The 14,207-nt window shown below is 45.3% G+C and carries 10 protein-coding genes; 5 read left to right on the top strand and 5 right to left on the bottom strand.

Annotation, left to right across the window (positions count from 1 at the left end):
- Positions 1 to 32 precede the first annotated feature (32 nt).
- The 5 genes from K7P01_RS08160 to K7P01_RS08140 all read right to left on the bottom strand — a co-directional run bounded on the left by K7P01_RS08160 (position 33) and on the right by K7P01_RS08140 (position 4,580).
- Entirely contained in the window at positions 33 to 578 is a 546-nt protein-coding gene (locus K7P01_RS08160) for a Pycsar system effector family protein (protein ID WP_267291693.1), read from the bottom strand.
- Positions 578 to 1,579, bottom strand: a complete 1,002-nt coding sequence (locus K7P01_RS08155) for an adenylate/guanylate cyclase domain-containing protein (protein ID WP_267291691.1) — start codon at positions 1,577 to 1,579, stop codon at positions 578 to 580. The genes K7P01_RS08160 and K7P01_RS08155 overlap by 1 nt, the downstream gene beginning before the upstream one ends.
- Before the next feature lie 13 nt (positions 1,580 to 1,592).
- Entirely contained in the window at positions 1,593 to 2,387 is a 795-nt protein-coding gene (locus K7P01_RS08150; protein WP_267291689.1) for an adenylate/guanylate cyclase domain-containing protein, read from the bottom strand.
- A gap of 351 nt (positions 2,388 to 2,738) precedes the next feature.
- Positions 2,739 to 3,632 carry a serine protease gene (locus K7P01_RS08145; protein WP_267291687.1) on the bottom strand — a complete coding sequence of 298 codons (894 nt, stop codon included), beginning with the start codon at positions 3,630 to 3,632 and terminating at the stop codon, positions 2,739 to 2,741.
- Between the two features lie 609 nt (positions 3,633 to 4,241).
- Positions 4,242 to 4,580, bottom strand: a complete 339-nt coding sequence (locus K7P01_RS08140) for a hypothetical protein (protein WP_267291685.1) — start codon at positions 4,578 to 4,580, stop codon at positions 4,242 to 4,244.
- A gap of 520 nt (positions 4,581 to 5,100) precedes the next feature.
- Between K7P01_RS08140 and K7P01_RS08135 the strand changes: the two genes are divergently transcribed.
- From K7P01_RS08135 to K7P01_RS08115, 5 genes are all read left to right on the top strand, one after another.
- Positions 5,101 to 5,730: a hypothetical protein gene (locus tag K7P01_RS08135; RefSeq protein WP_267291683.1), complete on the top strand. Its 630-nt coding sequence runs from the start codon at positions 5,101 to 5,103 to the stop codon at positions 5,728 to 5,730.
- A 17-nt stretch (positions 5,731 to 5,747) separates the two neighbouring features.
- Entirely contained in the window at positions 5,748 to 6,374 is a 627-nt protein-coding gene (locus K7P01_RS08130) for a hypothetical protein (protein WP_267291681.1), read from the top strand.
- Positions 6,375 to 6,861: 487 nt separating this feature from the next.
- Positions 6,862 to 7,407, top strand: coding sequence for an OmpH family outer membrane protein (locus K7P01_RS08125; protein ID WP_267291679.1), 546 nt, complete (start codon positions 6,862 to 6,864; stop codon positions 7,405 to 7,407).
- Positions 7,404 to 8,030 carry a hypothetical protein gene (locus K7P01_RS08120; RefSeq protein WP_267291677.1) on the top strand — a complete coding sequence of 209 codons (627 nt, stop codon included), beginning with the start codon at positions 7,404 to 7,406 and terminating at the stop codon, positions 8,028 to 8,030. The genes K7P01_RS08125 and K7P01_RS08120 overlap by 4 nt, the downstream gene beginning before the upstream one ends.
- Before the next feature lie 101 nt (positions 8,031 to 8,131).
- The gene (locus K7P01_RS08115) at positions 8,132 to 14,185 is read left to right on the top strand and encodes a hypothetical protein (RefSeq protein WP_267291675.1); all 6,054 of its coding nucleotides are present in this window, start codon (positions 8,132 to 8,134) and stop codon (positions 14,183 to 14,185) included.
- Positions 14,186 to 14,207: the final 22 nt, after the last annotated feature.

Below are 14,207 nucleotides of genomic sequence, written 5' to 3'. Positions count from 1 at the left end.
ACCTCTCTAAAAATCGTATCAATCGACCACATTCATTGCTCGTTCCATTTGCTAAATGCACGGAATATCAAAATGGGGACAGGGAAAATCATTCCTATCAACGTTACGCAAAGGGAAATCTCAAAATATTTATATTTTCTCCAGGCCGTCCGAGAATTTAGAACTATTTGGTGTGCTAGATCGAGCTCAAAATCCGGAAATATTTCAGGCTGTTTTGCGGCCGTTCGGCAGTAAACATTCTTGAGGTAGTCAATGTGGTTAAACTGGCCGATGTGATGGAAATATACTAGACTATACTCGTTGACCTTGTCAGGAGCTTGAGGAGGTTGCTCTTTCTTGGGCAATGAAAGCGCCGGCATAAACGAAAACAACGAAATGATTATCGCAATGGTGCTGGCACAAATAAAAATCCATAATCCCACGTGGGCATTGGGATGAAGTTCACAAATGGCTCCGAAACTTTGAAAAGTCCCCCAGATGGCCGCTCCATTGAAGGCTACTAGCACTCCGTTCTTAGCCTCGGCGAAGCGAAGCCATTCATTCACGTTCGCGAATATATATTTTAAACGATCTTCCATTATTGTATTATTTTGTCAATATCATAACGCAAACTTGCTCCATACACTTTTACATCAACGTCCTTAATTGGATGAGTTATCCGATTATATTTTGAGTTCCACAAATGTATTTTAGACGAAGCATTTCTGAATATCATTTCTGGATGATCTTTTGCTAATACGTCATATACTCTTTCTGTCATTAATATGTTTGGTAGGGTTTCATGGGAGTCAGGTAATTTTTCTATTTTAGTTATCTTTCTTGTCAAAAGACCAAATCCCGTCCCTTCAAAGTTTATCGAAAGAGCTTCCATTACTTGTTCCTTTGTGAGAATCTCTTCTGTCGGAAACAGTGCATCAGCTAGCGGGCGGGCGCGGAATGGCGAGATTCTTACTAGGCCGTACCGTCGCTTCTCACTCTTCACTCGGTATCGTTCGACTGTAAACTCTTTGGTGGCTGCGTCGGTAAGCTTAGACGCAATGTTAGCGGCATCACCCACCCAAACAAGGTTTTTATACTCCGACCTTTCTTCGTGTCTCTTCTGTAGCCCGGTTTTTAGCACCAGCATTTCACCATAATCTATACCTATGCCGACTTTGAATTCGGGCATTGCGACGCGCTCGGCTAGTATCTTTGTGACAACGGTGTTCATTAGTATCGCACACTTCAATGCATTGATGTGACAATCCTTAGGTTCAAAAACTACCATGACTCGGTCGCCAATGATATTACGGACGTACCCGAATTCGTCAGCTGCCAGTGCCATGGCATGAATGAACGCGGAATAGATCTTTCCCAAACGTTTTTTATCTCCGCTGAGCTGCTTGGATATTTTTGTTGAGTTTCGCATGTCGGCCATAAGCACGCATGTCTTGAGAATCTTCCCTTTCTTATCCTCACCGACGGTGAACGTAAGCCCTGGATCGTCTCTGGAAGGAACGCTATAGGTATCCGATGTTTCAATCTTTCGGTCGAAAATATCTCTTACGTCACTATTGATTTGGGTTAAAATCGTTTTCATAACTGTAAATATCCTAGTCGAGAAATTTTAAAACTTTCATAGTATTATAGTCAACACCCTGTAGTTTAGGAAGGGTGACCGTTTCTATGGCCACATTTTTAGGGTCAAATCCGTTGAATATCCAAGTGATAACATCATAAGATGACCATGAGAAGTAGTTGATGGAATCTCCTTGTGATACGCTCTCCAGCCGGTATAACTGCGTAATCGTTGGACCGATCATGGTATATTCTTGGTAGTGTTCGCCAGGTACTTTATAGTACGCCACCGGTCCTTCGTGGATGGCCACTTTTACATTTTGTGAAGTGCCTCGGAACTTCTTAATGACGGATTCGGCGCAGCGCTCTGCCCTTGCTACATGGTTCGGATAAGGCACATCTAGAAATGGTTTGCCAAAAACACAAATAATTCCGTCGCCCATCAATTTTTCGATCTGACCGCCATGGGCGTAAATGAGCGGAATGATGTCTTTGTAGTAGTCGTCAAGGAAAACTTTAATTTTTTCAGTTGACCAACCTGCGATGGTTGTCGAGAACGCGGTAATATCGATAAACAATAGAATGACCTGTTCTTGCTTACCCTCCTCGAAGTATCTAATGATTTCCGGAGCGGATGGGTTAAAGCTTTCGAGAAGTGAAAAGGCCTTTGCTTCATTTATCACTCGAGGGCTCATTCGCTGCAAGTTGATTGCTTTTTTTATCGAATCACGCGCGCCCGTTTGAGACAGGAAGCTATGTACATCTTTATCGGATTCGGAAAGACAGTGGTATTTCTCTTTGAGGTAATAAACTTGGGTTAGGTTTGGCATCGTGATATCATTAACGGTTACTATTGAGCAAATCAGCGTTGTGTTACGGTTTCAATGAAGCTAGCTAGTTAACGATTTCCACAGTAAAGGTTTTTAGCCTTTTTGAGTGTGGTATATCTAAAATAAGAGTCGAAAAATCCACACTGGTATAAGAAAATTTCGAGCCTTTTTTCTCTTGGTTGGTATCCGCAGTGGAAATATCTAATGATTACGCGAAATTTCGCACTTAAATTGAGCCCGTAAATATGGAGTGTTCGTTAATGACGGACACCATCCAGTGCTTGCTGACCACTGGGTGATATTATTAGGGCAATTATTTCCTAAGCTTTCAGTCCAAGCATAGCGACATATTCAGAAAATATGGGGATGCTTTGCAACTTTTTTTGACTCACATATTTTTACAATTACATCTTCTCTCCAACATAATCCTAGTGCGGCCCCTTCCTCTGTTGCCCCGATCCGCCCACTATAGCAACCAATAAATTCCATTCTATTATCTCCCAATATGACGTCGTCACGATCCCAAAAGTCGGGTGCATCAGGGTTAATACCAGTATACGGATTGGAACTGTCCCAACTTCCAATATAGGAAGCAAAAACGGGAGAACCTGACATTCCCTCTCTTGTTTGCGTGTCTATAAAAAAAGCAGGAATGTTTCGGCCGTTCTGCAAACCGCCAACAGGGGAGATACTTCCTCCAATTGTAATATCATAGTGTGGCTCAGATGCTATATAGCCAGATTTCCAGAGCGGTAGGCCAAACCCCACGCTAATTGATTTCGGAAATCCTATAACAAAGACCGAGTTACCAGGTAAAACAGGTATTTTTATTCTCGCAATTTTATTTGCCGCATTATGCATGTTATCGGCGCAGTCTCCTGGTCGTTTAATTGGTAGTGCAACAACATCGCAATCGCTTCCCATCTCAGGATGCTCATACCAGCATGGAGAATAGTTTGTATATATTTCAATTCTATGTGCGATGGCTGTAAACTGCCGCCGTTCTTTGTCGATATATGTCGATAGCTTCGTTTGTATAAAGAGCGGAAAACGTTTTTGTGGACTCAGTGGATCTTTTGTCAAAAAATGCCGTCCGGAAAAGTTATGCCAATTTGTAATTAAAAACAGTTCGTCCCTAAGCTCATAAAAGAAGCCCGTACCGGTAGAAAGCATCCCCTGATCATCATACATTAGTATTTGAAAGGGTGATTGAGAATAGGTGCTACGTATTCCTTTTTCTGGCATGGTTAATACATCTGAATGTAACTATTAAATCCTATTCGGCGGATATGAGCCCGACGAGTTAGCAACTGCGCCACGATGGAAATGTATTAAAAAAAGGCAATCCTTCCGAATTGCCTTCTTCTGTGTAGGCCGGCTAGGAATCGAACCTGCATTAGTTCTGAGGAGTGGCAAAAAGCAAAAAAAGCACTGATCTCTCAGTGCTTTTTTATTCTGGATGCGGACCGGACGGGAGTAGAACTACTCCTGCAACCTTCTGATATTCAATACACTTATATCGAGGCCTGCTTCATACTCACCAGTTTTCAATAAGACTGGCAGTGCTGTAAGTATCTCAAATATAAGCTTATGGTGCAGATATTTAGCGTACAATCGGATTTAAAGCGGGCGCTCCACTTCGAAAATGACTACTTGGCTACCTCCCTTAGGGCCTCTTTTGTAGTCTTCAATTTCTGCTCTACTATTAGCGTTCCAAAGAAAATATCATTCTGTTAACTGAACGCCGTAAAACCTAAGCCTGCATATTTATTCAATTGCCGACTTATGACTGATTTGGTGTGAATTGACTGAGGCGAAGAGAATGAGCCTTATCATAGGTAAACGTGCGACATGTCACTCATCTTTTTTGGCTGTGAAGGACGTCGTTTTGTTCTGGTATCCAGTTCCAATCAATAACTTATCCTGAAAGACATTGTAAACGACCGGATCGTTACTGAGGTCTTCGGTTAACAAAACTCCGTTCCCGTATATGACACAGTTAAGCGGATCGAAGAATATACCAATATTAGACGAGATATCCGCTCTGGGGCCATTGTCAAATTCAAGGGTCACAGGCTCCGTCGTATTTTGCATGGTGCCGGTCCACGTCGTGTTACGAAGCTTGTCTAAGGAAAACTCCTCCGACTTACGAAGGTTGTCTATTTCGAATGCGTTATACGCGGGTGAAAACAAAACGGTACATTTTCCTATGCGATCAGGAGGATTCAAAATCGTCCTCTACAGGATCAAGAACCGCATATTTTGCCCGATAAGTAATCCGCAGGCTGGGAAAACGAAACGGTACAAAATGGTCTAAATTTCATTAATCAAATACCGCTTAAATTGAAATTTGAGGGGGCGAGCGTTCAATTTTCCACCGATAGGGATGAATTAGGGATGCATATACGACAGTGCCTGTCAACGCTACCTAGGTAATCTGGTAACGAATCGGCCACATTTTATAACTTATGAAGATGGCCTCGACGCCTAAAAAATGTACCGTTTCGTTTATATCAAAATGTACCATTTTGTTTTCACGTCCCTACCTGTTAGAACTTCCAAAACGCTCCTCCGGATGGTCGCAGAGATGTAGCTAGACTGAGAATAAAACTAGTCTTCCGTTTTTGCCTTGAGTATTTCAAATTCTGGAAGATGCAAGATCGCCACCAGTTAAAAGAGAAACTTTTGACGACGGATTAGACAATTATAGTTTATGCCACGCGCTGGCACCTCCGGAATTTCCGCTATATTCGAGTCACTCGAAAACACTATCTATGCTTTGGTCTTTCGCTTGCTGGCGTTTGATTTTGAATATGCCTGCTATAATAAATGCCGCGGTATGCTTTGCCGGCGGTTAACGATTGCATGCCTGGTTCTGCTGCCGGCAATTTCCCTCAATGCCCAAAACGTAAGCAAGTTAAAAGCGACTAAGCATGTCGGCGATTCCATCGCTCGCTCTATAACTCATCCAAGAGTTGCAGACTCAATTCCCGCTTCGATTCTTGGTGAGTCGTCCACAGGTAATGCCGTGATCAAAAAAGGCCAAAAGGTACAGAGTGGTTTGCGTAAGGGCCTGGACTCCTTGGGCGGTTCTGCGACGAGTACCGAGAATGTTGTCCAGGATCGAATCAGGAAAGAAAGAAACACGCTTGATTCGCTGGAAAGAATTGCAAAAAGTCCGTTGGATAGCTTGCAAGAGAGGGTCGGAAACCTCAAGGAGAAATGGGCTGGCAAGGTTGATGTAGATTCAATAGAAAGGGTATCCGAGCGGTTGCAACCACTCGCAATTCCAAGTCTTGACAATGTACGGCCCCGCTCAATATTCCTAACCGCGACGGTTTAGACATACCTCCTTTAACAGTGAACGAGCTACACAATGCGCCCCTGCCAGAAGGCATTCCCAAAGTTGACATTCCTGACCCGCCCTCGATTGAATCCAGCATTGACAAGATTTCAAGCCAAGCCAACATAATTGATGAGCATAAGGATATTCTTATCGATCCCCGCAGCCTGGATTCAGCGAGAATTGTTCATGAGGTCGAAAACCAGGCGCTAAAATCGGAGCCGGTCAAAGCGGTGAATCAAGAATTCGAGAAGGTTTCGTCCCAGCAGGCCAGCTATCAAGCATTGCTGCAACGTTATCGTGATGAAAAATTGAACAGGGAAGAGATCACACGGAAGGCCAAGGCCATAGTCAATTCACAGATAAACGAGCACTTCAGTCCATTGAAACCTGTGGAGACACAGCTATCAATGGTGAACAACAAACTATCATTCTTCAAAAAACTAAAGGGAGATCTATTTAGCGTATCGCCAGAGTTGTCGAGCCGGAAGTTTGGTCAACGTCTTACACCAGGCATTATGTGGCAACTTAATAAACGTGAATTCCTAATCGTGGACGCATCCGTGCAAATTGGTTATCAGCTTAACAGGAGATTCACCGCTGGATTCGGTGCAGTTTACCGTGTTGGCATAGTGACCAGTTAACAGGTTGGATTCGGGACCTCGATGTCTTCGGGGGACGCGTCTATGTCGAAGGAAATATCGGCAAAGGCGCCTTTTTGCAGGGAGAATTCGAAGCGCTACGCGTGCTGGCAACAAGTCCTTTGATCAAGCCTGGTGTAGAAACTGCTCCGAATCGTGTCTATGGTAGTTATTTTGGTTTAGGGAAGCGAATTAACATTGCGCGCCGAATTGCATTTGTAGCGCAGGCAAAATATCGTGTGGGCTATACTAATGAAATAAACAAGGTCAGCAAGGTGTCAGAGAGGTTTGGGTTAGAATATCTATTCAGGAGGCCTCGAAGAGATTTGACAGGGATGAAGAAGTAACAAAAAATAAATGTAGTAGGGGACTTCTTTTTACAACCGTCTGTCTATATATTTGGTTGAACGCACGATTGAAGTGATATTTCCGTATTTTAAGGCGTCGTTTTTGTTTTATTGTTAATCTATTTAAAGCCCCTGAGTTGAGTATGTTGCAGCGTATTCTGGTAATTTTTTGTCTTTTAAATTTCAGTGTTACCCTATATCTGATTTTCTCTCGGACAACTGCTGATGAGATCGTATATATCGATTCAGTCAAATTGCTTAACGGTTATCGGGGCATGATCGACGCCCGCACCGTATTTCAGCAGAAAACCGTTACCTGGAAAGCGAATATTGATAGTCTTAATTCAAATGTCCAAAAAAGTATTTTGTCCTACGAGAAAGAATCTCGTTCCATGACATCCACGGAACGTGAACTGACTCGTGAACTCATCCAGACAAAGCAGAATCAACTGTCACAGTATCAGGAAGTATTAAATTCCAAGGCTCAGGAAGAAGATAGCAAAATGACGGCTGACGTCATTTCCCAAGTTAATGCATATTTAAAGCGTTACGGTGCGGAGCATAATTATCAGATCATTTTTGCCGCTAATGAATCGGCTAATATAGCGTATGCCGACGATAGCAAGGACATTACAGGCGAGGTTCTGGACGGTATAAATAAAGAGTACTCAGGTACAATAAACAGATGAACCAGGCCCTCTTTCCGATCATGGGTTTTAAGATATTTGCATTCGCAGGACTATGCCTGCTGGTGTCGTGCTCTGGCGTTCCGGCAACGAAGGAGTCAATCCAGGAGTATATTTCAAACTCGGATAATGGATTGTTGGCCTCAACTCATATCGGTGCCATGAATATAGAGGTTCAATTTAAGCCCACGGATTTTTTGGTTGAAGAAGAGTTGTATGGTGAGCCGTTAACACCTTCAGCGATTGATTCATTGCGGAGCAAATATTCTGAATACTATTATTTTATTTTAAGATTATCCAGTGAGAATGGGGAGGCGTTGTATGCTAATAGCGAACCTGGTAAATACAGCGAGCTTGTACAGACGCTTTCTTTTAACATGGACCAGTTTGTTGCCCTGACAACTCCACTTGCAGATACTATTAAGGTAGCGGATTTCGCTTTGGATAGAACGCATGGCATGGGAGAGGCCACGACCCTAATATTTGTATTTGAGCGCCCGCGTAACGGAACTGGAGACTGGATTCAGTTTAACATAGGTGACTTTGGGCTCGGTGTTGGTAACCAAAACTTTCGGTTTAATAGAACAGCGTTGGAGGAAGCGCCTACGATAGATTTTGGTGTCTAGCACAGGATGTATTGAAAGTGTAGGTTATTCTCCTCCATTTGATTCGGACAACTACGGTCTATCAATCGTGTAATTAAAGCGGCCTTCCGCGACCATATTTTATGACTCTTTTTAGAAACTCCGCTGTATTGCGAGCATTCTCGGTATTTTGTTTAATCGAGTTGTTTGTCAATATCATCGCACCAAGTGTTTCTTGGGCATTAACGTCCGGGCCGACCGCTCCGGAGGCTACTAGTTTTGAGCCTGTCGATACAACGGACTTGGTAAGCCTGAACACAGGCGATTTCACCTATACACTGCCGCTGATCGATGTGCCTGGGCCGGCGGGTGGCTATCCGCTAGCCCTTGCCTATCATGCGGGAATAATGCCGGATGAGGACGCCACCTTCGTTGGTCTTGGTTTTTCGCTCAATCCGGGGGCCATCAACCGTTCGGTCAGCGGTTTTGCCGATGATGCTAATAACGTGTCTACCTCAACGCGCGAATTTTGGCAGGGAGGGTCGACGACTACAGTGACGGTTGGCGTATCGGTTTCGTCAGCGTCAGGTGTCGGCGTCAGCGCGGGTCTTATTTTTTCTGACGATACTTATAGGGGGCGTGGTGTCGGACACTATTATGGCGGCCGTTATGCGATAAAACAGTCTAATGACTACACCTCGAAATTAAGCAAATCGATCCATCATACGCAGGGTGTATCGCCCTATGGCGATAGATTTTCCAGCACGGGAGTGACCCTCGGAATTGGTAAAGTTGTTGGCGGTGGGACCATGATTGGACTGAGCGCGACCATCAGCCAGGATCAAAACGGTGACCTCAGTGGAAGTATGTCAGCCGGAATATCCGCTAACTCCAATACCCCCAAAGAAGGTAAGCAAGGCTATGGAGGAAGTTTGCTTGGCGCGTCTATATCAACGAGCCAGTCTTCTGTCTCCGTTAGTGCAGGAGGCGTGTCTGCCGGGGCAACAAGTACCAACAAAGGAAATGTGAGCACCAGTGGCTCCGATATAGACGTCGATATTCCGCTCCCCGGGTCATTAAGCCTCCGTTTAGGACGGTCATACCAGCGATATTGGATTGACAAGACGGAGTCTGTGGCGAGTAGCGGAGCGCTGTATTTCCCAGATAACCTTCCAACTTCTACGGAACTTAACACAAGGGCATATGACGTATATGACTTGACTGACCCGAATAAGTCGATAGCCGAAAGCGTTCCCGACGAAGGCCAGGTTGGTGCCTTTATTGATTACGATAACTTTAATGTTGTTGCCCAGGGCCTTGCAGGAACAATGCGCCCGTTCCATTACAAAGCTGCACTGTTGCGGAAGAATCGGAAGAGCGGCGAGACGGTCCGGGTCAAATCATATCCTTTAGCGGTAAACAAAAAGCCGCATTTCCGCTTCATCGGAGATTTTTCGAACCGGTATGAGCATGATCGAAGCCAGGACCAATTCGCTATTAACTCTAATTCGTCAAACCCGCTTTCATTCTCCTTTGATTCGAATCGTCAAACGGGCGAATCTGGTAGCGACGCGTATGACACTGCGGCCAACATTCTTCCAGGATCGAAAAACATTGAATGGTTTACAAACACTAGCATCAGATACAAGTGGCGCGACGAACAAGGCAATCCTTTGTCAGTTCCTCCAAGCGCGGCAATTAAAAAGGGTTTTGTTGACTGTAAAGCGTTAGGGTTTGTGAGAAACCAGAACGATAAAATAGGTGGTTTTAAGGTTACAAATGAGAGCGGTGTTTCCTACCATTACGCTCTGCCCGCCTATTCGCGCTTTGAGCAACAATACTCGGGCCAAATCGATGACGCCAACAAGCACCAATTCAGCCTTTTCAAAAACCCTGAGGAGTATGCTTACGCCTGGCTGCTAACGGCTGTCACCGGGCCGGACTACGTCGATACGAATACGAACGGTTTTGCCGATCAAGGTGATTTCGGCTACTGGGTAACTTTTAACTATGGCAAGTGGAGCGGTTCATACAAATGGAGAAATCCCGGAACAGGTTTTAATAAAGATATTGACCAGAATTTTGACAACGTTTCCAAGGGTCAAAAGGATGTTTACTACTTGAATTCCATCAGTACCCAAACCCATACGGCGTTATTCGTAAAAGGCTTTAGATCGGACGGAAAGGGCGTTGTGCCGAAAAACAACGATATTGTCATTACAGGATCTGGAACAACCGTCCGCGAGATAGACGATGGCGGATACGATCCACGCTACAACGAAAATACGCAGGCCACGGAGTATCCAGTGAGCACGTTAAAGCTCGATCGTATTTATCTCATGCTGAATAAGGACTTGGGTGGCGGCGCTGATAAAGTAAACGAAATGTGTGACGATGTGGGCAATTTAAATCCGGTTACCAATGCCGTAAACCGTAGCAATGTCCTTGATAGCCTTGATGTAAGAAATAGCCAGGCTCTCCTGGCTAAGGCGATTAAGAAAATTGTGTTCACAACAGACTATTCGCTCTGCCCAAACACTGAAAATAGTTACTATTCACTGGCCGATGCTTGGGATTCAGGTATCACAGCTTCAGCCGAGAGAAAAGGAAAACTTACGTTAAAAGCCATACGCGTTTACGGCCGGAACGGCGTGTCCCTACTACCGCCGACCAAATTTACATATGGCAAGGAGGAGCAGATGAGTGGGACGATGAACTATGTTGGTGCAGGGACTGTGACGATCGATTACCCAGAGCGGTTTAATATCAAAAAAGGCGATATTCTTCGGTTTCAATACCTCGACAAGTTCTATTTCTGTTATTTGAATGGCGTTGTCTATAGCGGCGGCACTTACGGTGTAACGCCCCTAAACTATAGTACATTCCCGGCCGAGAAATCAATTACGACGATTCTCACACGAACGAAAAATCCGCCGTATTCGCAGAACCATCAGGATCTATGGGGAAACTACAAAGTTGACTGGGCGCCAAACGAAATTGAGAACGTAGAACGAATGGTGACTACTACCTCGGCCACGCAGGTCGACGCGTGGTCTCTAACCGAAATCTCAACAGCATTGGGATCTAAGCTGCGTGTTGAGTATGAAAGTGATAAGTATAAAAATGCTTTAAAAAGCTTGTCCAATATTCCAATTAAAAGCGTAGAAGCACTGCCGAATGGCCGCACTCGAATTCACTTGTACGAAGACTTGGCGGAATACGGTCTTAAACAAGGCGACGCTATCCATCTGCGTACGGTGACTGCGGCCCGCTATGAGGTTGCCAATCCCTCTCAGGCGACTCAGAATCGTTTCGATTGCAATGGGGTAAAGCAAACCTATGTGATGCAATGGAAGTTCAACAACCGCTATGACGTAACCAATCCGAGTAATACACGAGGGGTACAAGCAGTGAACGCTAATACGTTTGAAATTGATTTTGATGTCACTGATGGTTTTCCGCGTGGCGATGATCTGGAGGGCGTTTGCTTCAACGAGGCCTATCCCTACAACGCCGAGGACGGGAATCACAGCGCAACGTGCATAGGTTATGGTTTTATCAACTTTAAGGAATGGCAGTTTATCGGCGGAGAAATTATATCGAAAAACTTTTTCTCACCCTACGGCGGCGGTATACGGGTGAAGAAAATAAGTCTTGTTCAAGAAGGTCGTACACGGTCGACGATTTATGAGTATCAGAACGGAGTGACCACGTATGAGCCGCTTGGATTTGCAGTGCCCTTGCGGAAAATCCCTAACTCCCAAATCTATCAATGCCTCGAGCAAAAACAACAGGAAATGTTTAATCTGTACAGAGATAGCTATCGTATGGATGTCTTCGAAAGGTTCAGGTTCCTGTTCGCGAACTCCCGCGAACTTCCGGGGCCAAATGTTTTGTATGGTAAGGTGACGATGAGGGAGCAGATTGAGCGTCGGGAAGGCATTACCGATCTGCCAGGCAGGACTGGGATGGAATTTGAAGTGTTTTCGCCAGAAACGATACTATCAAACCCTAGCCTGGCGGGCGCATTTCAAGGTCAGTTTGCGACCGGCTCCAGCTACGGGGGCCAGACGGGTTCCTGGTCCCCGACACCAGTTGGTAACGTGTTGGTTGAAAATATAGTAACTCGGAACACGACTTCAATCAGAGACTTCAGTTCCATCATGGGCAGTTTGAAGCGAACGACCCTGTATGACGCCGAGAATAATAAAATCAATGAAACTGTTAATCATTACCTGCACGATAACTTCTCTGACACTACTTTTATAAGAAAGCTCGGTACTTTCAAAAACCAAGGTGTCATAACCGAGACATTCGCGGATGCAAGGGCGATTATTCAGCCGAACACGGATGCAAATCCACGCTATAAGATCGTTGCATCGATCGCTCAAAAAATCAAGTACCCTTCTTTACAAACAGGGACAACAACCATAAATTATAAAACCGGCATCACGACGAAATCGATAAACAGAGCATTTGACTACTACTCAGGAAATGTGACCGAGGTTGTCACCAGCGATGGTTTTGGAAATGCGTACCTACAAAAGACTGTTCCAGCTTATAAAAGCTACGGCGGAATAACTGGTGAAATGGGCTTGGGTACATACGGTGGAAAAAACATGCTCGCTCAGGGCTCGGAGACTTGGGTATACAAAGTAGATACCGTCAACTACGAGACGCGACTCGGTCTAGTTTCCGGGTCGGTCCAAACCTGGAGTGATGAAATTCGGGTGATTGGTCCTGGGCAAGATCGAAGTAGCGCTACAACATATCCAGGCATCTGGCGAAAATATGCCGCGTATGTGTTTACAGGAAACGATGACCAAACTTTGCAGGCTGATGGGCTTTATCCTGTTAGTCAAGTAACGCCTTTTAATGCCTGGAACATCGATAGTGCATCGCCAGCTGGATGGGAGCGCATAGGAGCGCTTACATTGGCCGATGTATTCTCAGCAGGTCTTGAAGAAGTGGATATGGAAGGGCGTTTCGGTGCGGTTAAAATGTCGAAAGACCATTCCCAAGTATTTGCAGAAGCCTCGAATGCCAAGTATGAAGAGTTCGCCTTTTCGGGCGCTGAAGAAGACGTCAATAATGGTCAGAAATTCGGTGGTGACGTTCTGATGCGTGGGCTTATGCGCACTTCGACCTCTCATACGGGCAAATGGGGTGTTCAGGCAGACGCGAGTGGCTTAAAGGCCAAGGGATTCAGCTATTCATTTGCGCCGCAAAAAAAGCTGTACCATGTTGGCGTTTGGTGCAACAGATCGACATCCGTTATAAAATATAAGTTTGATAATTCGGCAACGGAGCTCAACGCAAAGGTGAAGGTAAGTGGCCAGGCAGGGGATTGGTATCTCCTAGAGGCAGATATCTCCGTTGGTTCGGGGCACACAAACCTTGAAGTGTGGTGCGAAGCGCTGCCTGTTCAGTCAGGACCTCAGACCGTCTTCGATGATTTTCGCATCCACCCGTCTGACGCGGTGATGTCAAGTTATGTGTACGATGACATGCGAAACGTTTCGTTCATTCTTGGCAACAACAACCTTTTCTCTGAATTCCGTTACGACGAAGCGGGGCGCTTAGTTTCCACGCTTAAAGAGAGCTTCCAGCGTTCTTTTGGTAATGACGGACGTGAAGGAATTGTAAAGGTTACTGATTTCAATTATCACTATGGCAGCACTTCTCCTAAAACTGTAACGTTCCAAGCCTCGGCGAACGGCCCAACTGCGTCAATTCTGCCCGCGGGAAGTACACAAGTGCCACAAGGGGGCGACATCATATTCGACGTTACTGGTGCGTGCCCCGCAAACAGTTACCTCCAATCTGTAGTAGTCGACGGGATGACAGTGAGCACCAGCAATCCTGAACTGATTTTGGGTGATGGAACCCGCCTTGAGATGTTGGGTCACATGCTAAAATTTGGCAACGTACAGACAGGCCATACGGTAGTTGCTAACTTTTTGGGTGAAGCTGCTTTGGGGACGGTCGAATGCGTCCAGGGGGTGCCGCTGAGCGATGGTACGACATGTTACAATGGCCAATATAGATACGGGTATTTCAACGCATGCGGCGAAGTAACACAATGGTCGTATGCGTGGCAAAAAATCGACATACCGCAAGACCTCCGCGGATTGGCGTTAGATAACTGCTGTACCCGTAATCCTCCTGGTTCAACTTGCACGTGCCCTGATTGGTAAAATGAATATACTTACTTCAGAT

The organism is Parachryseolinea silvisoli (assembly GCF_021190955.1).
In the GTDB taxonomy this organism is placed as follows: Bacteria; Bacteroidota; Bacteroidia; order Cytophagales; family Cyclobacteriaceae; genus Ohtaekwangia; species Ohtaekwangia silvisoli.
This window is presented reverse-complemented; position numbering and strand designations above follow the sequence as displayed.

Excerpts from the sequence above, each read along its gene's own strand:
- K7P01_RS08155 (WP_267291691.1), bottom strand. The coding sequence starts at position 1,579 with ATGAAAACGATTTTAACCCAAATCAATAGTGACGTAAGAGATATTTTC.
- K7P01_RS08115 (WP_267291675.1), top strand. The coding sequence starts at position 8,132 with ATGACTCTTTTTAGAAACTCCGCTGTATTGCGAGCATTCTCGGTATTT.
- K7P01_RS08135 (WP_267291683.1), top strand. The coding sequence starts at position 5,101 with ATGCCACGCGCTGGCACCTCCGGAATTTCCGCTATATTCGAGTCACTC.
- K7P01_RS08160 (WP_267291693.1), bottom strand. The coding sequence starts at position 578 with ATGGAAGATCGTTTAAAATATATATTCGCGAACGTGAATGAATGGCTT.
- K7P01_RS08145 (WP_267291687.1), bottom strand. The coding sequence starts at position 3,632 with ATGCCAGAAAAAGGAATACGTAGCACCTATTCTCAATCACCCTTTCAA.
- K7P01_RS08150 (WP_267291689.1), bottom strand. The coding sequence starts at position 2,387 with ATGCCAAACCTAACCCAAGTTTATTACCTCAAAGAGAAATACCACTGT.
- K7P01_RS08125 (WP_267291679.1), top strand. The coding sequence starts at position 6,862 with ATGTTGCAGCGTATTCTGGTAATTTTTTGTCTTTTAAATTTCAGTGTT.
- K7P01_RS08120 (WP_267291677.1), top strand. The coding sequence starts at position 7,404 with ATGAACCAGGCCCTCTTTCCGATCATGGGTTTTAAGATATTTGCATTC.